General features: G+C 70.9%; 21 protein-coding genes. All 21 read right to left on the bottom strand.

Going from position 1 to position 24,593, the window contains the following annotated elements:
• Positions 1 to 7: 7 nt before the first annotated feature.
• Positions 8 to 742 carry a sirohydrochlorin chelatase gene (locus tag ACIBJB_RS08765; RefSeq protein ID WP_398927960.1) on the bottom strand — a complete coding sequence of 245 codons (735 nt, stop codon included), beginning with the start codon at positions 740 to 742 and terminating at the stop codon, positions 8 to 10.
• A 4-nt stretch (positions 743 to 746) separates the two neighbouring features.
• Positions 747 to 1,625 (bottom strand): ABC transporter permease, encoded by an 879-nt coding sequence (locus tag ACIBJB_RS08760; RefSeq protein WP_398927958.1) that lies wholly within the window; start codon positions 1,623 to 1,625, stop codon positions 747 to 749.
• The gene (locus ACIBJB_RS08755; RefSeq protein ID WP_398927956.1) at positions 1,612 to 2,397 is read right to left on the bottom strand and encodes an ABC transporter ATP-binding protein; all 786 of its coding nucleotides are present in this window, start codon (positions 2,395 to 2,397) and stop codon (positions 1,612 to 1,614) included. The genes ACIBJB_RS08760 and ACIBJB_RS08755 overlap by 14 nt, the downstream gene beginning before the upstream one ends.
• Before the next feature lie 35 nt (positions 2,398 to 2,432).
• Positions 2,433 to 3,536 carry an aliphatic sulfonate ABC transporter substrate-binding protein gene (locus ACIBJB_RS08750; protein WP_398927954.1) on the bottom strand — a complete coding sequence of 368 codons (1,104 nt, stop codon included), beginning with the start codon at positions 3,534 to 3,536 and terminating at the stop codon, positions 2,433 to 2,435.
• A 223-nt stretch (positions 3,537 to 3,759) separates the two neighbouring features.
• Entirely contained in the window at positions 3,760 to 5,088 is a 1,329-nt protein-coding gene (locus ACIBJB_RS08745; RefSeq protein WP_398927952.1) for a sulfate adenylyltransferase subunit 1, read from the bottom strand.
• Between the two features lie 2 nt (positions 5,089 to 5,090).
• A complete protein-coding gene (cysD, locus tag ACIBJB_RS08740) occupies positions 5,091 to 6,029 on the bottom strand; it encodes a sulfate adenylyltransferase subunit CysD (RefSeq protein ID WP_398927950.1) in 939 nt (312 codons plus the stop codon).
• The gene (gene cysC / locus ACIBJB_RS08735; protein ID WP_326662805.1) at positions 6,026 to 6,589 is read right to left on the bottom strand and encodes an adenylyl-sulfate kinase; all 564 of its coding nucleotides are present in this window, start codon (positions 6,587 to 6,589) and stop codon (positions 6,026 to 6,028) included. The genes cysD and cysC overlap by 4 nt, the downstream gene beginning before the upstream one ends.
• The gene (locus tag ACIBJB_RS08730) at positions 6,586 to 7,296 is read right to left on the bottom strand and encodes a phosphoadenylyl-sulfate reductase (RefSeq protein WP_398927948.1); all 711 of its coding nucleotides are present in this window, start codon (positions 7,294 to 7,296) and stop codon (positions 6,586 to 6,588) included. Before ACIBJB_RS08730 ends, cysC begins: the two co-directional genes overlap by 4 nt.
• A complete protein-coding gene (locus ACIBJB_RS08725; RefSeq protein WP_057611043.1) occupies positions 7,293 to 7,472 on the bottom strand; it encodes a hypothetical protein in 180 nt (59 codons plus the stop codon). The genes ACIBJB_RS08730 and ACIBJB_RS08725 overlap by 4 nt, the downstream gene beginning before the upstream one ends.
• Positions 7,469 to 9,166 carry a nitrite/sulfite reductase gene (locus ACIBJB_RS08720; RefSeq protein ID WP_398927946.1) on the bottom strand — a complete coding sequence of 566 codons (1,698 nt, stop codon included), beginning with the start codon at positions 9,164 to 9,166 and terminating at the stop codon, positions 7,469 to 7,471. Before ACIBJB_RS08720 ends, ACIBJB_RS08725 begins: the two co-directional genes overlap by 4 nt.
• Before the next feature lie 180 nt (positions 9,167 to 9,346).
• Complete coding sequence (locus ACIBJB_RS08715; protein ID WP_349817346.1) at positions 9,347 to 9,430, bottom strand: putative leader peptide; 84 nt, start codon at positions 9,428 to 9,430, stop codon at positions 9,347 to 9,349.
• A 127-nt stretch (positions 9,431 to 9,557) separates the two neighbouring features.
• Positions 9,558 to 10,130 carry a GNAT family N-acetyltransferase gene (locus ACIBJB_RS08710; RefSeq protein ID WP_398927944.1) on the bottom strand — a complete coding sequence of 191 codons (573 nt, stop codon included), beginning with the start codon at positions 10,128 to 10,130 and terminating at the stop codon, positions 9,558 to 9,560.
• 17 nt (positions 10,131 to 10,147) lie between these two features.
• Positions 10,148 to 11,452 carry a hypothetical protein gene (locus tag ACIBJB_RS08705; RefSeq protein ID WP_398927941.1) on the bottom strand — a complete coding sequence of 435 codons (1,305 nt, stop codon included), beginning with the start codon at positions 11,450 to 11,452 and terminating at the stop codon, positions 10,148 to 10,150.
• 153 nt (positions 11,453 to 11,605) lie between these two features.
• On the bottom strand, positions 11,606 to 12,919 hold the full coding sequence (locus ACIBJB_RS08700) for a GAF domain-containing protein (protein WP_398927939.1): 1,314 nt from the start codon (positions 12,917 to 12,919) through the stop codon (positions 11,606 to 11,608).
• 219 nt (positions 12,920 to 13,138) lie between these two features.
• Positions 13,139 to 14,773 (bottom strand): acyl-CoA dehydrogenase family protein, encoded by a 1,635-nt coding sequence (locus ACIBJB_RS08695; protein WP_398927937.1) that lies wholly within the window; start codon positions 14,771 to 14,773, stop codon positions 13,139 to 13,141.
• A gap of 371 nt (positions 14,774 to 15,144) precedes the next feature.
• Positions 15,145 to 16,128: a 2,3-diaminopropionate biosynthesis protein SbnA gene (sbnA, locus tag ACIBJB_RS08690; RefSeq protein WP_398927935.1), complete on the bottom strand. Its 984-nt coding sequence runs from the start codon at positions 16,126 to 16,128 to the stop codon at positions 15,145 to 15,147.
• A gap of 30 nt (positions 16,129 to 16,158) precedes the next feature.
• Positions 16,159 to 17,190: a 2,3-diaminopropionate biosynthesis protein SbnB gene (gene sbnB / locus ACIBJB_RS08685; RefSeq protein ID WP_398927933.1), complete on the bottom strand. Its 1,032-nt coding sequence runs from the start codon at positions 17,188 to 17,190 to the stop codon at positions 16,159 to 16,161.
• The gene (locus tag ACIBJB_RS08680) at positions 17,187 to 18,173 is read right to left on the bottom strand and encodes a TauD/TfdA family dioxygenase (RefSeq protein WP_398927930.1); all 987 of its coding nucleotides are present in this window, start codon (positions 18,171 to 18,173) and stop codon (positions 17,187 to 17,189) included. The genes sbnB and ACIBJB_RS08680 overlap by 4 nt, the downstream gene beginning before the upstream one ends.
• A 13-nt stretch (positions 18,174 to 18,186) precedes the next feature.
• Entirely contained in the window at positions 18,187 to 20,274 is a 2,088-nt protein-coding gene (locus tag ACIBJB_RS08675) for an amino acid adenylation domain-containing protein (protein ID WP_398927928.1), read from the bottom strand.
• 35 nt (positions 20,275 to 20,309) lie between these two features.
• Positions 20,310 to 22,778: a Pls/PosA family non-ribosomal peptide synthetase gene (locus ACIBJB_RS08670; protein ID WP_398927926.1), complete on the bottom strand. Its 2,469-nt coding sequence runs from the start codon at positions 22,776 to 22,778 to the stop codon at positions 20,310 to 20,312.
• A 35-nt stretch (positions 22,779 to 22,813) separates the two neighbouring features.
• Positions 22,814 to 24,022 (bottom strand): heparan-alpha-glucosaminide N-acetyltransferase domain-containing protein, encoded by a 1,209-nt coding sequence (locus ACIBJB_RS08665; RefSeq protein ID WP_398927924.1) that lies wholly within the window; start codon positions 24,020 to 24,022, stop codon positions 22,814 to 22,816.
• Positions 24,023 to 24,593: the final 571 nt, after the last annotated feature.

The raw sequence follows: 24,593 nt of genomic DNA, 5'->3' as shown, positions 1-24,593 counted from the left end.
CGCCGCCTCACGCGCTCACCCGCAGCAGCACCCGCACCGACGCGGTGTCGTACCGCCGCAGCAGCACCCGCGCCACCTCCGGCGCGGGCCCCAGCACCGCGGCCAGGACGTCCGCCTCGGCCGCGCCCCGCGCGATGCGGTCGGGCAGGAACCCCGGGGCGAGCACGTACGGCGCGACGGCCACCTTCGCGCAGCCGAGAGCCCGCAGCTCCCGCACCGCGTCCTCGGTGCGGGGCAGGGCCGCGGAGGCGAACGCAGGCCGCACGGCGCACCAACCGGTGTGCCGCCACTCCCGCGCGATGTCAGCGATCACTGCGATCGCCTCCGGGTCGGTGGACCCCGCCGAGGCCAGCACGACCCCGGTCGAGGACTTGTCGGCGGGCGTCAACCCCGCCTCGTACAGCCGCCGTTCGAGCGCCGACAGCAGCAGCGGCGACGGGCCGAGCACCTCCGCCTGCCGGATCCGCAGCTGCGGCGGCGCGTCCCGCAGCACCGCGGGGATGTCCGCCTTCGCATGGAACGCCCGCGTCAACAGCAGGGGCAGCGCTACGACGTCACGGACGCCCTCCGCCGCCAGGGACTCCAACACCCCCTGCACGGAGGGGATGTTGAAGTCCAGGAAGCCCGTCTCCACCCGTACGTCCGGGCGCAGTGAGCGCACCCGGCGGACGAGAGCGTGCACCGTCGCGGCATGCCGCGGGTCGCGGCTGCCGTGGGCGATGACCAGGAGAACGGGCTTCATGGACTCAGCTCTTCACCAGCAGACCGCGGCTGCGCAGCACCCACCGCTCCAGCGGGCTGAAGATCAGCAGGTCGATCGCGATGCCGACGAACAGGATGAGCAGGATCGCCTCGAACACCATGGCCATGTCGCTGTTGGTGCGGCCGTTCTCCAGCAACTGGCCGAGACCCACACCCAGGTCGGGGAACTGCGCGATGATCTCCGCGGCCATCAGCGAGCGCCAGGAGAACGCCCAGCCCTGCTTGAGGCCCGCCACATAGCCGGGCAGCGCGGCAGGCAGCGTGACGTGCCAGATGCCCTTGATGCCCGTCGCCCCCATCGTGCGGCCGGCCCGCAGGAACAGCGGCGGCACTTGGTCGACTCCGGACACCAGACCGTTGGCGATGGAGGGGACCGCGCCGAGCAGGATCACGGCGTACATCATGGAGTTGTTCAGGCCCAGCCAGATCACGGCCGGCGGCACCCACGCCACCGACGGCAGCGACTGGAGGCCGGACAGGATCGGGCCGATGGCCGCGCGGATGAACTTCACCCGGGCCACGATCAGGCCCAGCGGGGTGCCGATGAGCAGGGCGAAGAAGAAGCCCAGCAGACCGCGCGAGACGCTGGTCCAGATGTAGCCGAGCAGATCGCCCTGGAGCCAGGCCTCCTTGAACGTGGAGCCCACGGCCGCAGGCGACGGCAGCTTCGACGGGTCGTCGACCACCGGGTAGAGGAGCGCCCAGACCGCGAGGACCACCGCGAGGGCGATGACCGGCGGCAGGATCTTGTTGACGAGGGTCTGCCGGAGGGTCGGGCGGCCGGTGGCCTGGGTCTCCAGCGCGTCGAGACCCGCCTCTACGCTCCCGGCGTCCTGGGCCGGTGTCGTGTCAGTGCTGGCCATGACGGCGGATCTCCCCACGCAGTTCTTCGGTGATCTCACGGGCCAGTTCGGCCACGGGCGCGTCCTCGATGCGGCGCGGCTGCGGGATGTCGACCGTCCACTCGCGCGCGATCCGGCCGGGGCGGGAGGACAGCAGGATCACGCGCTGCGCGAGCCGTACCGCCTCGCGCACGTTGTGCGTGACGAACAGGACGGAGATCCCGGTCTCCGTCCAGATCCGGGTGATCTCGTCGTGCAGCACGTCCCGCGTGATGGCGTCGAGGGCCGCGAACGGCTCGTCCATCAGCAGCAGGTTGCTCTCCTGCGCCAGCGCGCGGGCCAGTGCCACGCGCTGGCGCATACCGCCGGACAGTTCGTGGACGCGCTTGCCGTACGCGCCCTTCAGCCGGACCAGTTCGAGCAGCTCCTCGGCCTTGTCGCGCCGCTCGGGCTTGGCAACTCCCCTGAGTTTCAGGGCGAGTTCGATGTTCTTGCCCGCGGTCAGCCACGGGAAGAGGGCGTGCTCCTGGAACATCAGGGCGGGGCGGCCGTCGGTCGTGATGGACCCGGCGGTCGGGCCGTCGAGCCCGGCCACCAGGTTCAGCAGCGTGGACTTGCCGCACCCCGAGGCCCCCAGGAGGGTGACGAACTCGCCCGGTGCGACATCGATGCTGATGTCGTCCAGGACGAGCTGCTGTCCACCCGGTCCCGCGAAGGACTTCGAGACGTGGTCGAGGCGTGCGGCGTACTCGACGGACTCGTCGGCCTTGGCGAGCGTCGTGGTCGTGGCCATGGTCGTCACCTCCTGGGAACTCTTCGGGGACCGGATCAGCTGGTGCCGAGACCGGCGGCGTCGACCGGGGACTCGCCGTCGGCCTTGAGGACCTTGTTGAGGATGGTCAGGTCGTAGATCCCGTTCAGGTCGGGCTTCTTCAGCAGACCGGCCTTGACCGCGTGCTCCGCCTCGGTGTTGAGGGTGGCGGCCAGCGGGTCGTTGGTGAACTGGATCGACTTCCAGGCCGGGTCCAGGACCTCGGGCTTGAGCGCCTTGCCGGAGTCCGCCTCCAGCTGCTTGTTCGCCGCCGCCTTCGCCGCGTCAGGGTTGGCGTTGATCCACTTGTTGGCTTCCACCGACGCCTTCAGGACGGCCTCGACCGCCTTCGGGTGCTCCTTGAGGAAGTCCTGCCGCACGATGATGTTCGTGATCACGAACTGCTTGTCCGGCCACAGCGACGCCTCGTCGAGCAGCACCTTGCCGCCCTCGGCGACCAGCTTCGACGCGGTCGGCTCCGGCACCCAGGCGCCGTCGATGGAACCGGCCTTGTAGGCGTCCGGCGTGATCTTGTTGTCCGTGCGGACGACGGTGACGTCACCCTTGCCGCTCTGCGCGTCGACCTTCCAGCCCTGGTCGGCGATCCAGTTGAGGAACGCCACGTCCTGCGTGTTGCCGAGCTGCGGGGTGGCGATCTTCTTGCCCTTGACGTCCTTGAGGGACTTGATCTTGTCCGGATTGACGACCAGCTTCACACCGCCGGAGGCCGAACCCCCGATGATCTTCAGGCTCTTGCCGTCCGACTTGACATAGCCGTTGATCGACGGGGAGGGGCCGATCCAGCCGATGTCGATCGACTTGGAGTTGAGCGCCTCGATCTCGGAAGGGCCGGCGTTGAAGGTCGCGTACGAGGCCTTGGTGGCCCCGAGCTCCTTCTGGAAGAAGCCCTTGTTCACCCCGACGAGCGCGGTGCCGTGTGTCAGGTTGCCGAAGTAGCCGATCTTGACGGAGTCGAGCCCGTCGATCTTCTTGGCCCCGGCGGCGACCTTGGCGGTGCCGTCGTCCTTCGCCTCGGAGCCGTAACCGCAGGCGGCGAGGGTGAGCAGTGGGAGCGCGGCGATGACCGCGAGACCGCGGCGAAGAGCGGATGAAGCAGGCACGGGAGGTGTTCCTCTCGGAGGCCCGGCGGGTCACGGTCTTTCAGGTCGTGGCCGGGAGGTCGGCAGGTCTGCGTCTACGGCTGTGGGGGGACGGGGCGCGCAAGCGGTGCGCGTACGTCAGCGCACACATCGCGCCACTCCGCCCTGCCCGCTGCCGAGCGCGCCGCTGCCTACGCGGCCGCCCTCCTTCGCGAACGTGGAGTAGTAGTCGGTGGAGTTCATGTCAGAAGTCCCACCCGTCGCCCTCGGACTCGTCCTTGACGGGCTCCGGGGACGCGAACGACTCGCCGACCATGCCCGCGGTGAGCGTGGTGCCGTCGTTCGGGTCGATGAGGATGAACGAGCCGGTGCGCCGCGAGTCGGAGTAGGCGTCGACGGGCAGCGGCTCGGCGGTACGGATCTTCACCCGGCCGATGTCGTTGGCGACGAGCTGGCCCGGGTGCGGGTGCAGGGACAGATCGGCGAGCGTGAGCCGTGACGGGATGTCCTTGACGATCGCCTTGACCGTGCGGGTGCCGTGCTTGAGCAGCACCCGGTGGCCCACGGTCAGCGGGGCGTCGGCGACGTGGCACACGGTCGCCTCGATGTCCTGGGTGGTCGGCGGGGCGTCCTTGCTGGGCACCAGCAGGTCGCCGCGCGAGATGTCGATGTCGTCCTCCAGGAGGATCGTCACCGACTGGGTCGTCCAGGCCACGTCGACCGGCTCACCCAGCAGGTCGATGCCGGCGATCTTCGTGGAACGCCCCGACGGCAGCACGGTGATCTGCTCACCGACGTGGAAGGAACCGGCGGCGATCTGACCGGCGTAGCCCCGGTAGTCGGGGTGCTCGGCGGTCTGCGGCCGGATCACGTACTGCACGGGAAGGCGGGCGTGGCAGTGGCTCAGGTCGTGGGTGACCGGGACCGTCTCCAGGTGCTCAAGGACGGTCGGGCCGCCGTACCAGTCCATGTTCGCGGACGGCTCCACCACGTTGTCGCCGGCGAGCGCCGAGATCGGGATCGCGGTGACCTCGGGGACGCCCAGTTCGAGGGCGTACGCCGTGAACTCCTCGGCGATCGCGGCGAAGATGGGCTCGGCGTAGTCGACGAGGTCCATCTTGTTGACGGCGAGCACCACGTGCGGCACCCGCAGCAGGGCCGCGAGGGCGGCGTGCCGGCGGGTCTGCTCGACGACGCCGTTGCGGGCGTCGATGAGGATCACCGTCAGCTCGGCGGTGGAGGCACCCGTCACCATGTTGCGGGTGTACTGCACGTGGCCGGGGGTGTCGGCGAGGATGAACCGGCGCTTCGGCGTGGCGAAGTAGCGGTACGCGACGTCGATGGTGATGCCCTGCTCGCGTTCGGCGCGCAGGCCGTCCGTCAGCAGCGCGAGGTCCGGGCCCTCGGCGCCCCGGCTCGCCGACGCGCGCTCCACGGCCTCCAGCTGATCCGTGAGGATCGACTTGGAGTCGTGCAGCAGCCGGCCGACGAGCGTGGACTTGCCGTCGTCGACCGAACCGGCGGTCGCGAACCGCAGAAGGGTCGTCTCGGTGAGTTCCGTGGTGGTGGTCATGCTTAGAAGTACCCCTCGCGCTTACGGTCTTCCATCGCGGCCTCGGACATCTTGTCGTCGGCGCGGGTGGCGCCGCGCTCGGTGAGCCGGGAGGCGGCGATCTCTGTGATGACCTGCTCCAGCGTCACGGCGTCGGAGTCCACGGCACCCGTGCAGGACATGTCGCCGACGGTCCGGTAGCGCACGAGGCGCTTCTCGACCCTCTCGCCGTCCTTGGGGCCGCCCCACTCGCCCGCCGTCAGCCACATGCCGCCGCGCGAGAACACCTCACGCTCGTGGGCGAAGTAGATCTCCGGGAGCTCGATGCCCTCGCGGGCGATGTACTGCCAGACGTCCAGCTCGGTCCAGTTGGACAGCGGGAAGACGCGGACGTGCTCGCCGGGTGCGTGGCGGCCGTTGTACAGGTTCCACAGTTCGGGGCGCTGGCGGCGCGGGTCCCACTGGGAGAACTCGTCCCGCAGCGAGAACACCCGCTCCTTGGCCCGGGCCTTCTCCTCGTCCCTGCGGCCGCCGCCGAAGACGGCGTCGAACTTCTCCGCCTGGATCTTCTCGGTCAGCGGCAGCGTCTGCAGCGGGTTGCGGGTGCCGTCCGGGCGCTCCTTGAGGACACCCCGGTCGATGTAGTCCTGCACGGAGGCGACATGCAGCCGCAGACCGTGCCGGTCGACCGTACGGTCCCGGTACTCGAGCACCTCGGGGAAGTTGTGCCCGGTGTCGACGTGCAGCAGCGAGAAGGGGACCGCCGCGGGGGCGAACGCCTTCAGCGCCAGATGCAGCATGACGATGGAGTCCTTGCCGCCGGAGAACAGGATCACCGGCCGCTCGAACTCACCCGCCACCTCACGGAAGATGTGCACCGCCTCCGACTCCAGCGCGTCCAGGTGGGACAGGGCGTACGGAGCCTCCGTGCCCTCGTCCACCTTGGCAACGGTCGTCGTCATGCCAGTCCCCTCTCGGTGAGCAGCGCGTGGACCGCCGCCGCGGACTCCTGGACGGTCTGGTTCTGCGACTCGATGCGCAGATCGGGCGACTCGGGCTCCTCGTAGGGGTCGTCGACCCCGGTCAGCCCGGACAGCTCACCCGCGGCCTGCTTGGCGTACAGGCCCTTCACATCGCGTACGGAGCACACCTCGACCGGAGTCGCCACATGGATCTCGAGGTAGGCCGCGCCGCTCTCCTGGTGGCGCTTGCGCACCGCGTCACGGCTGTCGGTGTAGGGCGCGATGACCGGGACCAGCGCCTTCACGCCGTTACGGGCGAGCAGTTCGGCGAGGAAGCCGATGCGCTGCACGTTGGTGTGCCGGTCCTCGCGGCTGAAACCGAGGCCCGCCGAGATGAACTCGCGGATCTCGTCGCCGTCGAGCACCTCGACGAGGTGGCCCTCCTCGCGCAGCCGGCCGGCCAGCTCGTACGCGATGGTGGTCTTGCCGGCACTCGGCAGACCCGTGAGCCAGACGGTGGCTCCGGTCGTCACGTGCAACTCCTTGGTAGATGTCGTCATCCGTGCAGCCCGCACTCGGTCTTCGCGCTGCCCGCCCAGCGGCCGGCGCGCGCGTCCTCGCCCTCGAGGACACGGCGGGTGCAGGGGGCGCAGCCGACGGAGGCGTAGCCGTCCATGAGCAGTGGGTTGGTGAGGACGCCGTGTTCCGCGACGTACGCGTCCACGTCGTCCTGGGTCCAGCGGGCGATCGGGGAGACCTTGACCTTCTGCCGCTTCTCGTCCCAGCCGACCACCGGGGTGTTCGCCCGGGTCGGGGACTCGTCGCGGCGCAGCCCGGTCGCCCAGGCCAGGTAGTTCTTGAGGCCCCGCTCCAGCGGCTCGACCTTGCGCATCTTGCAGCACAGGTCGGGGTCGCGGTCGTGCAGCTTCGGGCCGAACTCGGCGTCCTGCTCGGCGACCGTCCGCGTCGGCGACAGCGTGATGACGTTCACGTCCATCACGGCCTCGACCGCGTCCCGGGTGCCGATGGTCTCCTCGAAGTGGTAGCCGGTGTCGAGGAAGACGACGTCGACGCCCTTCCTCGCGCGGGAGGCGAGGTGGGCGACCACCGCGTCCTCCATCGAGGAGGTCACGCAGAAGCGTGCCCCGAAGGTGTCGACCGCCCACTGGAGGATCTCCAGCGCCGAGGCGTCCTCCAGGTCGCGGCCCGCCTGCTCGGCGAGCGCCTTGAGATCCTCGGTCGTGCGCTCTTCCTGAATCGCCGTCATATCTGATCTCCCCCTGCGTCGGTGTGCCGAAGGCCCCGGGCGAGCAGCCCGAGGAACTTCAACTGGAATGCGCGGTTGCATGCCGCGCATTCCCACGCGCCGTGCGACTCCTCGCTCGGACGGAGGTCCTCGTCGCCGCAGTAGGGGCAGTAGAAGGGGGCGGCGCGCTCGCTCACGAGAGGGCCTCCTCGCTGGCACGCGAGGCCCAGGCGGCGAAGCGCTCGCCGTCCTCGCGCTCGGCCTGGAACCGCTTCAGGACGCGCTCGACGTAGTCGGGCAGTTCCTCGGCGGTGACCTTCAGGCCACGCACCTTGCGGCCGAAGGCGGCCTCCAGGCCGAGGGCGCCGCCCAGGTGCACCTGGTAGCCCTCGACCTGCTCGCCCTGGTCGTTGAGGACCAGCTGGCCCTTGAGACCGATGTCCGCCACCTGGATACGGGCGCAGGCGTTCGGGCAGCCGTTGAGGTTGATGGTGAGCGGCTCGTCGAAGTCCGGGATGCGGCGCTCCAGTTCGTCGATCAGCGAGGAACCGCGCTGCTTGGTCTCGACGATGGCGAGCTTGCAGTACTCGATGCCGGTGCAGGCCATGGTGCCGCGCCGGAACGGGGAGGGCTTGGCGGTGAGGTCGAGCGCCTCCAGGGCCTCGACCAGCGGCTGGACCTGCGCCTCCTCGACATCGAGGATGATCATCTTCTGCTCGACGGTGGTCCGCACCCGGCCCGAGCCGTGCGCCTCCGCGAGCTCGGCGATCTTCGTCAGCGTGGCGCCGTCGATGCGGCCGACGCGCGGGGCGAAGCCGACGTAGAACAGGCCGTCCTTCTGGCGGTGCACGCCGACGTGGTCGCGCCAGCGGCCCGAGGGCTCGGCGGGCGCGGGGCCGTCGACCAGCTTGTGCTTCAGGTAGTCGTCCTCCAGGACCTGGCGGAACTTCTCCGGGCCCCAGTCGGCGACGAGGAACTTCAGACGCGCGCGGGTGCGCAGGCGGCGGTAGCCCCAGTCGCGGAAGATGCCGACCACACCGGCCCACACCTCGGGCACCTCGTCCAGCGGAACCCACGCGCCGAGCCGGACACCGAGCTTGGGGTTGGTGGACAGACCGCCGCCGACCCACAGGTCGAAACCGGGGCCGTGCTCGGGGTGCTCGACGCCGACGAAGGCGATGTCGTTGATCTCGTGGACCACGTCGAGGAGCGGGGAGCCGGAGATCGCCGTCTTGAACTTGCGGGGCAGGTTGGAGAATTCCTTGCTGCCGATGTACCGCTCGTGGATCTCGTCGATCGCCGAGGAGCCGTCGATGATCTCGTCCTCGGCGATGCCGGCGACCGGCGAGCCGATGATCACGCGCGGGGTGTCACCGCAGGCCTCGGTGGTGGAGAGTCCGACCGCCTCGAGGCGGTTCCAGATCTCCGGGACGTCCTCGATGCGGATCCAGTGCAGCTGGATGTTCTGCCGGTCGGTGACGTCCGCGCTGCCGCGCGCGAACTCCTCGGAGATCTCGCCGATCACCCGCAGCTGCTGGGTGGTGAGGCGTCCGCCGTCGATCCGCACCCGCAGCATGAAGTACTTGTCGTCCAGCTCCTCCGGCTCCAGGATCGCGGTCTTGCCGCCGTCGATCCCGGGCTTGCGCTGGGTGTAGAGGCCCCACCAGCGCATCCGGCCGCGCAGGTCGTTGGGGTCGATCGAGTCGAAGCCGCGCTTCGAGTAGATCGTCTCAATGCGTGTCCGCACATTGAGACCGTCGTCGTCCTTCTTGAACTGCTCGTTGCCGTTCAGCGGGGTGTGGTGCCCCGCGGCCCACTGACCCTCGCCGCGGTGACGGCTCACCTTGCGGCGGGGCGCTGCGGCGGCAGGGTTCTGCGGGGTGGCGGCCATGTGTTCTACGTCCTTCGGGACAGCGACGGGAAGGTGTCGGCGCGTAGCGCCGTCGATGAGGGGCGGCGGTCGGGCGGCGGGCGGGAGGCTCTTACCTGCGCGTACGGGCGCATGGGAATACCTGCGCGTCATTGCGCGGGGAGGAGAACGAGAGGATGTGTCGGGTGACGCCGCGGCTCGTCAGCGCACCGGACAGATGGCGCTGGACATGCGGCCGAGATCGACGTGCCGCCGACTCACCAAGGCAATTCCAGTTCCAGACATGACGGAAGCGTGTCACGGCGATCTGGACACAGTCCAGCTTTATCCACCATGTGGACACCCTGGTCTCGACAGGCGAGACCAGGGTGTCGTTGGTCACAAAGATCGCGGGGACTCTTGTTCCCGCAGGTCAGGCCGGGTAGGCCCCGGGCCAGGGGCCGGGTGTGGGCGCCTCGGCCTCCTCCTCGACCTTGGTGTCGAAGAGCTGGAAGCCACGGCGCCGGTAGTTGTCCATCGCGTGCTCGCCGTCCTTGGAGCAGGTGTGCAGCCAGACCCGCTTGGTGCCGGTCAGCCCCGGCCAGCGGTCCGCGAGGTCCCAGGCGCGAGCGGCGCCGTAGGAGAGGAGGTGGCCACCGATCCGCCGGCCGCGGAACGCCGGGATCAGGCCGAAATACGCGATCTCCACGACCCCGTCGTCCTGCGGGGCGAGTTCGACGTAGCCGGCCGGGGTGCCGTGGTCGTATGCAACCCACGTCTCCACGCCGGGGCGCTCCAGGTGCTCCTGCCACCGTGCGTACGTCCACGAGAGCCGGTCGATCCAGTGGATGTCGCCGCCCACGGAGGCGTAGAGGAAGCGGCTGAACTCCGGGGAGGGGACGTCCGCGCGGCGGATCCGGACGTCGCCCTCCGGGGGTTCCGCCGGGAGGAGATCGGTCGGAGCGGTCTGTTCCAGGGACCAGGTGGTCACGGGGATGTTCGGCATGCCGGTCAGGGAATCATCTATCCCAGAGATCTGTCGATCGAGGCCAGCGGCAGCGCGAACAGCACCCGGCCCGACTGGGACCACACGTCACCCGTCTGTTCCCAGTACGACAGGGACTCCGCCTCCCCGCTCCAGCAGCTGCGGGTCTCGTCCGCACCGCACCGGGCGGCCTTCGCGGGGTCCTTCGCGTTCTGCCGCCACAAGGTGCCGTGGTCGCTCTCGGTGCGGGCCGCGCGGCCCAGGTACCACTGGGAGTCGTACGACAGGACGGGGCCGGAGCCGGACGCCTTCGTGACGTACGCCTCCGCCGCGCGCGCGGAGCCGCCGGTGTCCGTGGCCAGGAGGCCGGAGCGGGCGGGGGAGGTGCTGAAGTCGTAGCGCCACAGCCGGGTCCCGGCGTCGCCGTCCCCGGAGACCCACTCGCTCGCGACCAGGCTGTCCGGGGCGGTGCTGCGGTCCAGGGAGAGGTAGTCGGGGCGGGCGGCGCCGGTTCCGGCGGTCGGGCGGTAGGAGGCGACCGCGGGCAGGACCCACTGGGCGCCGTGCGCCGACCAGCCGCCGCGTACCCTGCCGACCGCGTCGCTGTCGACGGTGGCCCGCTGGACGCGGTTCATGTCGTAGACGTACAGCGCCTCGCCGCCGTCGCCGCCGTCGCCGCTCGCGGTGACCAGCAGCTTGTTCTGGTACCAGACCATGCCGGAGACCTGGGAGACGAGGCCCCGGTAGTCGCGCCCGCCGTCGACCGGGACGGCGAGGAGGACCCAGGAGTAGGTGGGCCGGTTCAGGTCGTCCGCGTCGACGAACGCGACCCGGGCCAGGCCCCCGTCGTGCGCCGCGGTGCCGGTGCGGCTCCACGCGGAGAGGATCACGCGATGGGCGCCCCACAGGCCGTCGTCGTCTGCGTCTCCGGAGGTGGTGACCGCCCCGGCCCGCCAGGAGCGGGTGTCGGCGGTGTCCCAGCAGTACGCGGCGGTGGCCTCCGGGGCCACGGGCAGCGCCCTGCGCTCGCCGGCCGTGCAGTCGATCGCGTCGCGCAGGCTCCGGTCGGCGGAGCCGAGGACGGCGGAGACGCCGGCCGGACGCCCCATCGCGGAGGAGAGCCGGTCGAGGTCGCCCTGCGGTATCCGGGATTCCTTCAGGCGCAGCGGGTCGGTCTCGGCGGCCGAGGTGAGCGGCTTCAGTGGCCCGGGATTGGCGGCGACCGTGGCCTGGGAGGCGCTGATCATGGTGGCGGCGGCGGTCAGTGCGAGGGCGGTCCCGGCCAGGAAGGCGCGCAGCGCTTGGCCCCGCTTGCGCCTGCGGTGTCTGCCACGTTGCTTCATACCGTCCTCCCGAGGCGGGCCAACTGCGCCTGATGATCCGTACGTTGATCGAGGAGCAGGTGGGGTGGCCCGTAGGGGATGCTACGGCAGTAAAGCGCCGCGGGGGACGAAGACCGTGCAATTATGCGGAAGATGCGCCCAGATCGAGGGTTTTCACTCGGTCTCGGCGCCGGCCCGGGCCCCGAGCACGGCGGGGGCGGTCGAGTGCGGCAGCAGGTCGCCCGGACGGCCCGGCAGCACCACCTCGACCTCGGCGTCCTCGCTGAAACGATACGGCCGGTGTTCCAGAAACGCCCCGAGATAGCGCCGTACCCGGGACATCTCCGCGCGCACCGTCACCGTACGGCCCGGATCGCCGAACATGTCCTCGGCCAGGCCCGCCGCACTGCGGCCCGAGCGGTGCAGGGCCAGCAGGTAGAGCAACTCGGCGTGCCGGGGGCTCAGTTCGTGACTCCAGGTGCCCGCGCCGCCCGACACCGTCACCGTCCAGCGGCGCGGCTGCGCGAGGTCGAGGACGATCCGGGTGACGCCCTGCGGCTCCGGTTCGTCGGCGGCGCGGATCAACCAGCCGCCCGCCAGCGGCTCCAGCGCGCACAGACCGAGCGCCGGCAGCCACCTTCGGCCCGGCGAGAGGGACTTGGGCAGCGCGATCCGCTGCGCATACGGCATTCCGGTCACGGCCGCCGTCCAGCCGTCCCGGTCCACCACCAGGGCCCGGCCGCTGAGCCGGGCGAGCACCGGCGCCGCCACCGCCCGCAGTCGCTCCAGAGCGGTCACATGCAGCTCGCGCAGCCGTGACTCGGCGAGCTTGGCCACCGAGTCGACCCAGGCGAGCGTCGCCGGGTGCATGGTGTCCAGCGGCCCGCTCACATCGACCACGCCGATGAGCCGGCCGTCCCGTGGGTCCTTGATGGGGGCGCCCGTGCAGGTCCAGGAGGTCTGGGAGCGGACGAAGTGCTCGGAGGCGAAGACCTGCACGGGGCGGCGCACCACCACCGGGGTGCCGATGCCGTTCGTGCCGACGACGTCCTCCCGCCAGTCCGCGCCGAGTTCGAAGCCGGTGCCGTCCGCCTTGCGCAGCACGGGGGAACTGCCCTCCCGCCACAGCACCCGGCCGTCCTCGTCGGCGACCACCATGATGTGGTGGGCGACGTCCGCGACCGACAGCAACCCCTCCCGCAGGACCGGCAGGACATGCCGGAGCGGGGTGCTCTCCCGGCGCCGCTGCACCTCCTCGGGCGCCAGCAGCCCCGTCCGGAAGTCGTGGTCCGGGTCGACGCCGCCGCGCAGCATACGGGTCCAGGACTCCTCGATCACGGGGCGCGGAGCGATGGGCGCCGGCCGACCGGACAGGGTGGCCGACCGGATGTCGTTCAGTACCCGCGCCGCACGTGCCGTGTCCGCGGTGGCTAGGTGGGTCACATGCGTCGGCGAGAGCGGCACTGGTCCTCCCGGTCCCGGGTCCATTGACTGTCCGTCCAATAGTGCCGGTCGTGTCTCGGGCAGGAACACAGTCCGCCCACAGACGCCAGGAAGTTGCAACCCCCTGCAACCCTGGTGGTGTGCTCCGGCTTGTTTGAAACTTGGGCGAACGCCGTCTCGCAGCGGCGTTCTCCGGCCTCCGAGGGCCGCAACGGGGGTGGTGCCGTGTCGGCGCAGCACCACCCCCGTTCTCTTGCGAACAGGTCAGTCCACCGGACGGGCGCGGTCCACCACCGACGCCAGATCCAGGCTGGGGGGCAACGTGCCGAAGGCTGACCCCGCGTCGCCGCCCAGGCGGGACGCGCAGAACGCGTCGGCCACCTCCGCGGGGGCGTGACGGACGAGCAGGGAGCCCTGAAGGACGAGCGCGAGCCGTTCCGTCAGGTGCCGGGCCCGGCCCTCGATGCCCTCCAGATCGGCCAGTTCGGTGAAGAGGTTCTTCGTGGCCGCGTCCAGGCGGTGATCGGCGCCCCGGGTCTCGCCGATCTCCAGGAGATACGCGTTCAGCGCCTGGGGTTCCCGCCGGAGGACCCTCAGGACGTCCAGGGCCTGGACATTGCCCGCACCCTCCCAGATGGAGTTCAGCGGTGATTCGCGGACCAGGCGGGGCAGGCCCGACTCCTCCACGTAGCCGTTGCCGCCCAGGCACTCGGCGGCCTCCACCGTCAGCGGGGCGCAGCGCTTGGTGACCCAGTACTTGGCCGCCGGCACCGCGATCCTGAGGAAGGCCCGCTCCTGCTCGTCGCCCTTGTCGTAGCCGGCCGCCAGACGCAGGGCGAGGGTGGTCGCCGCCTCGGACTCCAGTGCCAGGTCGGCCAGGACGTTGCGCATCAGCGGCTTGTCGACGAGCTTGCCGCCGAAGGCCTCGCGGTGGGTGCAGTGGTGGATCGCCTGGGCGACGGCCTGGCGCATCAGGCCCGCCGAGCCCAGCACGCAGTCGAGCCGGGTCGCCGCGACCATCTCGATGATGGTGCGGACCCCGCGCCCCTCGTCGCCGACGCGGCGGGCCCAGGTCCGGTCGAACTCGACCTCGGCGGAGGCGTTGGAACGGTTGCCGAGCTTGTCCTTGAGGCGCTGGAGGAGAAACGTGTTGCGGGTGCCGTCCTCCAGGACGCGCGGCACGAGGAAGCAGGTGAGCCCGCCCGGGGCCTGGGCGAGGACCAGGAAGCCGTCCGACATCGGCGCGGAGCAGAACCACTTGTGGCCGGTCAGCTCGTACGTCCCGCCGTCGGGCAGGGGCCGTGCGGACGTGGTGTTCGCCCGCACGTCGCTGCCGCCCTGCTTCTCCGTCATGCCCATCCCGAACAGCGCCCCCGCCTTGAGGTGGGCGGGCCGCAGCTCGCGGTCGTAGACCATGGACGTGAGGCGGGGCTCCCACTCGGCGGCCAGGTCCGGGTCGGTGCGCAGGGCGGGGACCGCCGCGTGGGTCATCGACAGCGGACAGCAGTTGCCCGCGTCGACCTGCGTCCACAGGAGGAAGGCGGCTGCTCGCCGTACATGGCCACCGGGGCGGGCCCAGGCGGCCGTCAGGCCCGCTGAGACGCCCTTGCCGAGCACCCGGTGCCAGGCCGGATGGAACTCCACCTCGTCGATGCGGTGGCCGTGCCGGTCGTGGGTGCGCAGCCGGGGCGGGTTCTCGTTGGCCTGCAGGCCCCACTCCTGCACCTGCGCCGAGCCGCAGGCCCGGCCGAGCGCGGCCAGCTCACCGTGCACCTCGTCGAGCAGGGCCGGGTCGAGATGCCGTTCCACGGCCGCGCGCAGGGCCCGGTCGGCGCTGTAGGCGTCGTAGCCGATCAGCGGTGGGGGCTGGTTGGTCACGGTGTGCGTACTGCCTGCCATTATGCGAACGTACCCCGGGGTACGGCACCGGTCACCTCACGGACACAGCACGGGGACCGGGAGTGCCGGGCGCTCCGCGGGGCGGCCGTCGTGGACGGGTCGCCGGGTCGGTGCGGGCGTGTTGCGGGACCGTGCGGGGTGGGCGTGTGTGGCGGGATCTCGCCGGTACGGCAGCGGGTCGCTGCTGGGTGCCGGCGCCTCACGGTCACGCAGCCGGGGCGCTGCGGGCGCCTTGCGGGAAGGGCCTCTGGTCGCTGCGGCGGGGCGTACGGGCACCTCGTCGATACGGCACGTGCCGGCCGCTCGTGGGATCGGCTCGGCACCCGGTCGCCGCAGGTATGCGGGCCGGGTGCCGTGGGGGGGAGAGGCGGTCAGGCCAGGTGGGCCATCGCCTCCGCCGTGTGGTGGACCGGGTCCGCCTCGGGCAGGCCGTGCGGCCAGCCGGGGCGGTACACCGTGTCCAGGTAGCGTTCGCCGAGGTCCGGGGCGATCGCCACCGCGGTGAGGCCGCGGCGGCCGTGCGCGGACAGCCACTGGTCGGCGCCGGCGACGACCGTGCCGGTGGAGCCGCCGAACAGGAAACCCCGGGCGGCCAGCCGGCGGCAGACCTGGAGGGTGTCCGGTTCCTCGACGAGCACCACGTCGTCGATGTACGACTTGTCGAGCAGCTGCGGCGGCACACTGGTGCCGAGCCCCGGGATCATCCGCACGCCGGGCGGCCCGCCGAAGGTGATCGAGCCGACACTGTCGACGGCGACGATCCGCACCGGGCGCCGCCACTGCCAGAACCAGCGGGCGCAGCCCATCAGGGTCCCGGTGGTGCCGGCCCCGACGAACAGGACGTCCAGGTCGGGGAAGCGGCGCGCGATGTCCGGCGCGGTGGTGCGGTAGTGCGCCCGCCAGTTCCCCTCGTTGCTGTACTGGTTGAGCCACACGTATCGCTCGTCCGAGGCGCACAGCGCCCGCACGTAGGCGAGCCGGGCGCCCAGATAACCGTCGTGCAGGTCCGGCTCCCTGACCACGTGCACCCGGGTGCCGAGCGCCTCCATCAGCCGGATCGTCACCAGGTTGCACCGTGAGTCGGTCACGCACAGGAACCGGTAGCCCCGGCTCGCCGCGATCACGCTCAGGGCCACCCCCAGGTTCCCCGACGACGACTCGACCAGGATCGACCCGGGCCGCAGGGTGCCGTCGCGCTCGGCGGCGTTCACCATCTCGCGGGCCGCCTTCAGCTTGATGGACCCGGCGAAGTTGAACCCCTCGCACTTCAGGAACAGCGGCAGCTCCAGCGCCGCCCGCAGGTCGACGTAGAGGTCGGACTCGTTGTACTCCGAAGGATCGGATATGACGGGCATGACGCCCCCCTCCTCATGCGCGCAGCTCGTTCAGCCGTACCGGCGCAGCTCGTTGAAGAACCCGTCGACGACGTGCAGTTCGCCGCGCCGGGCCAGTTCGTCGTGGACGTACCGGCCGACGGCGAGGTCGAGCACCCCCAGGCCGAAGGGGGAGAACACCACCGTCCGGTCCGTCGGGACGGTCACCCGTCCGGTCAGCACGTCGTCGAGCGTGCCGTCGATGAAGTCCCTGCTCCCCGTGAGCCGTTCGGCCAGATGCGGGGAGGTCTCGGCCTTGAGGCAGTGCTCGACGTCGTCGACGAAGTTGGCGGACGCGAGCAGGATCTCCGGGTCGAGATCGCGCAGGGAGACATGCAGGACCAGGGGGTGATGGCCGAACCACGACGGGTCGTGGACGTGCGGTGTGCCGGCGACGGTGGCGAACACGACCAGGTCGCTGGAGCGGATGAGGGATTCGGCCGTGTCGTGCACGACGGCCTTGCCCGGTGCGCCGGACCGCTCCAGATAGCCGCGGAACCCGGCGGCGCTCTCGGCGGACAGGTCGTGCACGCCCGTCTCCTCGAACTCCCAGCCGGTGGCGGTGAGATGGGTGTGGATGTAGCGGGCGATCAGCCCGGTGCCGATGAAGCCGACCCGGGTGGGGCGGCTCCGGCCCGCGCTGAGCTTCCCGGCCGCCAGCGCCGCCGACGACGCGGTGCGCGTGGCGCTGATCACCGAGCTCTCCAGGCAGGCGAACGGGTAACCGGTCTCCGGGTCGTTGAGGATCAGCACGGCCGACGCGCGCGGCAGCCCGGACTTGATGTTCTCCGGGAAACTGGAGACCCACTTCAGGCCGTCCACCCGCAGCGGTCCGCCCAGTGAGGCGGGCAGTGCGATGATCCGGGACGACGGGCGGTCCGGGAACCGCAGGAAGTACGACGGAGGGTTCACCGAGTCGCCCGCGCCGTGCAGCCGGTAGACGGCCTCGACGAGGTCCGCGATCTCAGGCTCCTTTCCGTGCAGGGCCTGTTGGACCTGTGCGCCGGTGACGAGGGCGAAGGTCGGTGCGCCGACGGTGCTCATACGCCGCTCACCTCGCCGTCGGTGCGCGCCACCGGGTTGCCGAGCGCGGCCAGCACCTCGCGCGGTCCCTCGAAGGGCTCACGGCTGTGTGCCGTACGGATGTTGTCGACGAGCAGCAGATCGCCGTCCTGCCACGGCTCGCGCACGGTGTGGGCGTCGTACACCTCGTTGATCGTCCGCACGACGTCCGCGTCGATCGGACCGCCGTCGCCGAAACGGGTGTTGAAGGGCAGCCCGTTGGCGCCGTACATGTCCACCAGGTATTCGTGCACTTCCGGCTCCATGGTCCACTCGTTGAGGAACGCGATCTGGTTGAACCAGCAGGGCAGACCGGAGTCCGGGTGCCGGAGCACCGAGCCGCGCCGCTGGCGGGTGTGCAGGGAGCCGTCGCTCTGCCAGGCGAACTCGATGGCGTTACGGCGGCAGTAGCGCTCGACGGCGGCGCGGTCGTCCGTGCCGAACGCCTCCTCGACCGACGCGCCGATCTCCTCGTGGTACGAGCGGGTCAGCAGCCAGCCCTCGCGCTCGAAGCGGGAGACCAGCTCGCGGGGCAGGTCCCGCAGCACCGCCGACGCGTCGGCGAGCGCGGTCGCGCCCCCGGCCGCGGGCGCCTCCAGACAGGCGAACAGGAGCAGACCCGGGAACTCCAGGCCGTAGCTGACCTCGTGGTGCATGCACATCTGCTGGTTCGGCGGCCACTTGGTCGTCGAGTACACGCCGTCCCCGTAGCTGCGCCGCGGCGCGAAGGGCTCGCGGTCGGGCATCAGACCGCTGGTCAGCCGCCGGAAGACGGCCTCGGTGGTCGCGGGGTCCGAAAGGCCCAGTCCGCGCACCAGGACACAGCCGTGTTCGAGGACGAGGGCACGCAGCGGGTCGTGGTGCTCGGCGGCCCAACTCGCCGGGTCGTCGCCGGGCTTGGCGTGCAGGATCGGCGGACTGTCCGGTGCCAGGTCCAGGTTCGGGAGGAGATTCATGGATGACATCTCGGGGTTCCTTTCAGTGCTGCCGGTCGAGCAGGCCCGCCAGGTCCGCGAGGACCGGGTGGCGGACGACGTCCTTGAGGGTGATCGCCCGGTCCAGGGCGATCGCGAGACGCACGGCGGACAGCGAGGTGCCGCCGCGGTCGAAGAAGTGGTCGAGGCGGCCGATCCGGTCGGCGGGGACACCGAGCACCTCGGCCCAGGCATCCGCGAGCCGCCGCTCGCCGGCCGTCACCGGCTCGCCCGCCGCCGCGGCGTCGAGGTCCTCGGCGAGCGCGGTGAGCGTCCGGCGGTCGGTCTTGCCGTTGGCCGTCAGTGGCAACCGAGGACGCCAGTGCACGACGGCCGGGACCATGTACGACGGCAGCGACGCGGCCAGCCGTTCCCGCACCGCGTCCGCGCCCACCGGCTCGGGCCCGGCGCAGAACGCGGCGAGCTGCGTCCCCCGTACCACCACGACGGCCCCGTCACGCACCCCGGCCACCCGCAGCAGCGCGTTCTCGATCTCGCCGATCTCCACGCGGAACCCGCGGATCTTGATCTGGGTGTCCCGGCGGCCGAGGAACTCAAGCCGGCCGTCGGACCGCCAGCGCCCCACGTCACCGCTGCGGTAGAGCCGCTCACCGGGCCGGTACGGGTCCTCCATGAAGGCGGCCGCGGTGCGCTCGGGGTCGTTGACGTACCCGCGCCCCACGCACACCCCGGAGAAGACGATCTCGCCCGGCGCGCCCAGCGGCACGGGCACCAGGTCCTCGTCGACGACGTACACGCGCACATTGCGCAGCGGCCGCCCGAGCGGGACCCGGTCGCCGTCCGGCACCCGGTCCATGACCTCGTGGTTGGTGTCGTCGGAGGTCTCGGTGAGCCCGTAGGCGTTGGCGAGGCGGATGCCGGGCGCGGTGGCGAACCAGCGCTGCACCAGCTCCCGCTTCACCGCCTCGCCGGTCACCGACACACAGCGCAGGTCGGCCAGTTCGCGCGGCCGCCGCCCCAACTCCGCGAGCACCGCCTCCAGATACGACGGCACGACCTGGAGCACGTTGACCCGCTCCCGGACCACCGTGTCCACGAACCGCGGCACGTCCAGGACGGTCTCCTGGTCGACGACCAGCGTCCGCCCGCCGACGACCGGCCCGGCGAGCAGCTGCCACAGGGAGATGTCGAAGCACTGCGGCGCGGTCTGCGCGACCACGTCGTCCTCGCCGATCCCGAGGTCCTCGACCTTGGCGAGCACGTGGTTGACGAAGCCGGCGTGCTCGCACATCGCGCCCTTGGGCTCACCTGTGGAGCCGGACGTGAAGTAGATGTAGGCCAGCTGGTCCGCCGCGACCGGGATCCCGAGATCGTCGTCCGCGTGGCCCTCGGCGTACGAGGTGTCCACGAACAGGGTCGTGGCCGTCGTCCCGGAGAGCGAGCCGGTGCTGCCCCGCTCGGTGACGACGAGTTCGCAGCCCGCCCGGGAGAGTGTCCTGGACACCCGCTCGGCCGGGAAGTGCGGTTCGACGGGCAGGTACACCCCGCCGGCCTTGAGCACGCCGAGCACGGCCGCCATCCAGTCCAGGTCGCGCTCCATGACGACGGCGACGACCCCCTCGGCCTCAAGACCGCGGGCCAGCAGTGCCCGGCCGACCTGGTTGGCCCGGGAGTTGAGCTCGGCGTACGTCCACTGCCGCTCGCCCATTACGGCGGCCACGGCGTCCGGGTGCTTGCGGGCCCGCTCCTCGAAGAGCTCGTGCACCCGCCGGTCCGGGAGTTCACGGACCGGGCCCGCCAACTCCTCGAGCTGGAAGCGGAGTTCCTCCTCGGACAGCAGGCTCCCGCGGTCCGGGTCGGCGAGCGCGGTGAGGTGGTAGCCGGCGATGCGGGCGGCCGCGTCGGCGTCGAAGGCGCCGGTGCGGTAGCTCAGCCGCAGCGTGCCGTCGGTGACGGTGACCCGCAGCTCGTCGCCGGGAGTGCCCTCCGTCTCGCCCGAGAGGGCGGCCAGCACCCTGGCGTGGGCCGTCAGCAGCGCGGCCGGATCGGTCGGCGTGCCCTCGGGCAGCGGGACCGCGTACTCGGTGACGTCCGGTATCGGACCGGGCGTCGGGTGCGGAACTGTTTCCATGACTTTCTTCCCCCTGTTTGCTTCGTGCGGGCGGTTCAGGTGCGGCGCAGCGCCACCGCCGGATTCCCGCCCCAGTGCGCCCCCGCCGGCATCTCCTCGCCCTTCATCAGGAAGGCGTCGGCGCCGAGCACGGCGCCCTCGCCCATCGCGACGCCGTAGTGGACCAGTGCGCCCGCCCCGAGGGTGCAGCCGTCGCCGATGACGATGTGGTCGGACTTGAAGGTGCCGTCCTCCTGGGAGTGGGCCTGCACCTTGGAGTGGTGGCCGAGCGTGGTGTCGGTGCCGATCGCGACCAGCGTCCGCTCGGTGATGTAGCAGCCGTCGTCGAAGACGCGCCGGCCGATCCGCACGCCCAGCAGCCGCCAGATCAGGCTCTTGAACGGGGTGCCGTTGAACACGGCGAGATGCTCGTCCGGCACCTTCCACAGCCGCTCGTGCCACCAGAAGTACGGGTCGTAGATGGAGCACAGCCGCGGCTTCAGCGGCCGGAACCGGGTGATCACGCGCTCCACCAGCGCCCAGTAGCCGACGGTCACCGCGAGGCCGGCCATCAGGTAGCCGCCGATGAGCAGGCCGCCGCGGGCGCTGTGACCGCCGTAGAGATCGACGGCCGCGAAGCCGAGCAGTGTCAGCAGGAACCAGTGCAGCCAGCGCAGGAACAGGAACAGGGCCATCGAGCGGGCGTTGAAGCGGTTCTTGCCGGACAGCCGGCGGCGCAGTTCGTCGCCCTCGCGGAAGTGGTCGAAGCGGGTGTCGCGCTCCACCGTGCGCGGGATCTCGAACGGCGGTGAGCCCAGCAGGCCCACGCCCTCGCGCAGTTCACCGTCGAGCGGGACCAGGACCTTGGTGGCGAGCAGGCAGTTGTCGCCGGTACGGCCGCCGACCGGGTAGGCGATGTGGTTGCCGAGGAAGTTGCGCGGCCCGATCGCCACCCGCGAGAGGCGGAACGACGTGCTGGAGTACTCGGCGTTGAGGATCGAGAGCCCGTCGGCGACCATCGTGCCGCTGCCGACGGTGGCCAGGTACGGCGTCTCGTGCGAGACCTCGGTGCCGAAGTTCGAGCCGGTCTGCTCGACGTGCGAGAGGTCGTAGCCGATGGACCGCAGGTAGGGGACGATGTACGAGCTGTCGCCGCACAGCCACTTGAAGAACTTGATGTTGGTCATGCGCGCGATCGCGCGCTGCACCGAGTAGTGGAAGCCGTACAGCGGATAGACCCGGTCCGCCCTCAGGGTCAGGTTCAGCAGCCGCGGCAGCACCGTCACGGTGACGAGGCCGAGGACCACGAAACCGGCGAAGAGGGCGACGGACAGGGCCAGCGCCTCGGCGTAGAAGGCCGCCGACGCCAGGTCCTTCGCGTTCGGTTCGAGCAGCGGGTCCAGGGCCGGCACGAGGTCCATCACCAGGAAGGCGCCGCCGAGGCCGAGCGGGACGTACACCAGCAGTGTCTGGAGCAGGGTCGCGACGGCGTAGCCGGCCCGGCGCGCGGTGCCGCAGCGGGTGGCCGGGACACGGACGTGGTCGACGTCGGTGGGGCGGCCCGGGGAGCCGTGCCAGCGCTGCCCGGCGGGGACGGCCGCGCCGTCGTACAGCGCGGAGGAGTGGCCCAGCTGGCCGCCGTCGCCGATGGACGTGCCGATGTCGAGGACCGTCTTCTCGCCGACGAAGACGTCCCGGCCCAGGGTGACAGGGCCGGTGCGGATCCGGCCCGCGTGCGCCCGGTAGCCGAGGAACAGGGCGTCCTTGCGGATCACCGTGCCGGCGCCGACCGTCAGCAGGTCGGTGCAGACCGGCACCGAGTGGGACAGGATCGTGACGCCCGGGCCGATACGGGCGCCGAGGGCCCGCAGGTAGAGGACGTACAGCGGGTTGCCGGTGAACAGGATCATCGGGTTGGCGTGCAGCAGTGCCCTGACGGTCCAGAAGCGGACGTAGGTAAGGCCCCACACCGGGAACTCCGTCTCCTTCCACCGGCCCACCAGCACCCACTTCGCCACCACGGGCAGGGTGCAGACGGCCAGGAACAGCGCGCCGCCGAAGACCAGCGAGCGCAGGTAGACGGAGAGCACACCGTCGCCGCCGGATATCCAGGAGTACCCCTGGGCGGTGGCGAGGCCCGCGGCGAGGCAGTACCCGGCAAAGACGAGGAACTGCAGGACCCCGCACAGGACATAGCGGGCGGTGCTACCCGGCGGCGGAGGCGGTTCGGCCGTCCGTGCGGGAGCCGGTCCGGCGTCCGGGACCTCGGCGAGAGCCGTGGCGAGACTGCGGATCGTCGGGTGGCCGTAGATGTCCCGCATCGACACCGGCGGCAGATCGTCCCGCTTCCTGACCCGGGCACAGAACTGCGCCATGACCAGCGAGTTGGCGCCCAGATCGTCGAAGAAATGGCTGTCGAGGGGCACTTGATCCGTCTTCACGACCCCGGCCAGCACCTCGGCGAAGACCTGGGCGGTGCCGTCCACCGGGGCGACTGTCGTGATCTCGCCAGGATTTACCACCACTTGAGCTCCTAGATCATTACTTTTGGTCTTTTGGGCTATTCGATGTGCTTGCTAAGTCGGACCGGGCTCTCCACCGGTTCCTGGGACGGCGCCGGTGTTACGGCCTCGCGACACCGCCGGGCCGCGCCTGCGACGACCGTTTCCAGCGGGCCACGCCCGACGTGCCGCCACGAGAGGGCGAAGAGGAGCGCTCCGGTCGTCATGACGGCGTAGAGGAGCCCGGGGGAGCCGGAGAGTGCGCCGGTGGCGAGAAGGAGCACGTGAGCGACGTAGAGGGTCAGCGGCATGCTGCCCGCCGCCGCGAGCGGCGTGAGCGCCCGGGTGAGGAGGGCGCTCCTGGTCAGCAGCAGGGCGCCGCCGAGGATCGCCGTCGCCGAGCCCAGGGTGAGGAGCATGTCGAAGGGCGTGGTCGCGTGCGGCGCGCGGGAGAGCAACGCCCACCAGGTCGCGCTGTCGGGGCTGTCCCACAGGGCCTCGGTGCGGGAGGCGCCCGGGAACTCCGCTCGCCACAGGTGCCGGAGCCCGTCGTACCGGAACAGCACCAGGGACGACACCAGCCAGACACCCGCCACCAGCGCGAGACCGCCGCCGAAGAGCCGGGGTGCGGCCGTGCGTGACGTCAGGTCCATCCGGCCGAGGGCGAGTCCGGCGCACAGATAGGCGGTCCAGGCGAGCACCGGGTAGTCGCCGTGGACCAGCAGGTCCGACACCAGGCCGAGCGGGTCGGTGACCACGTCCTGGAGGGTCGGGTCGCCGTCGAAGGCGGGCGCCGGCAGCACGCCCCGCAGCGCGTGCACGGCGAACGGGGCGCCCAGGGCCAGGGCCAGGGACAGGCACGCCAGAGTGCGCGGACCGAGGCCCAGCAGCGGAATCGCGATCAGGAACAGCAGGGCGTAGAACGCCAGGATCACGTCCACGTCCAGGTCCGCCGCGCGCGAGGCGTAGCCGAGCAGCAGCCCGATCAGCGCGATGACGCCGGCCCGGGCCGCCACCGCGGCGGCCGCGGGCCGCCCGGTCGCCGGCCGTCGTCCGCCGGTCGTGAAGGCCAGGCCGATCCCGGCCGTCACGGCGAACGTCGCCGAGGAACGGCCGCCCGCGAACATCCAGGCGGGTGTGACCGAGCCGGCCGCGTCGAACGCGCCGAACACGTGAACGGAGAACATACCGAGCAGGGCGAGACCCCGTGCCACATCGACCCCCACGATGCGCGGCACGGCACGCTTCGGTGCGTACGGAACAGGCATGGAAATTCTCCAGAGAGGGATACGGCGGAATATCGCCCGCTGTTCACCACACAGCGGAAAATCATGAAGAATAACCCCCGTGGTTCCGGTGTGCCGGAAGAAAGAGAAGTGCCGCGAGGCACGGAATGAAATAAGAGAAGGAGCGGTTCGGTATGTGCCTGAAGTGGCCACACGGCGGGGACGGGGTGGCCTGCTCGAGCCTTGGTCAGGGCCCTGAGAATGCAATCCGAATTGTTTCGACGGGCTCATGAACGGGTCAAGCGCGTTTCGGTCAATGGCGGTTTCTTGCTGGTCGACCGTTCGTCGGCGGTATGCCCTGTTCATGTCGTCCGGTGGCGTCACCGGGGAACTCACCCGATGAGCGGTGCATATGCCGTCCGGCATTCCGTTTTCCAGGCCTCGAAATCCGGCCAACGGGTTCATGACAGAAAAGGAGTTCGATTTCCTTGACGATTTCCTCGGGGTTGCCCGGCGTTTTCCGAGGTATGACGGAACCGAACACGAGCGGGCGTTCCCCGCACGGACGTGCCCCGGACCCCGACCGGGGGATGAGTGCACGCTGCCCTGGCGG

This window comes from Streptomyces sp. NPDC050759 (assembly GCF_044456945.1).
GTDB lineage: Bacteria > Actinomycetota > Actinomycetes > Streptomycetales > Streptomycetaceae > Streptomyces.
The sequence above is the reverse complement of the archived record's forward strand: the minus strand, read 5'-3'. Positions and strand labels throughout refer to the sequence as shown.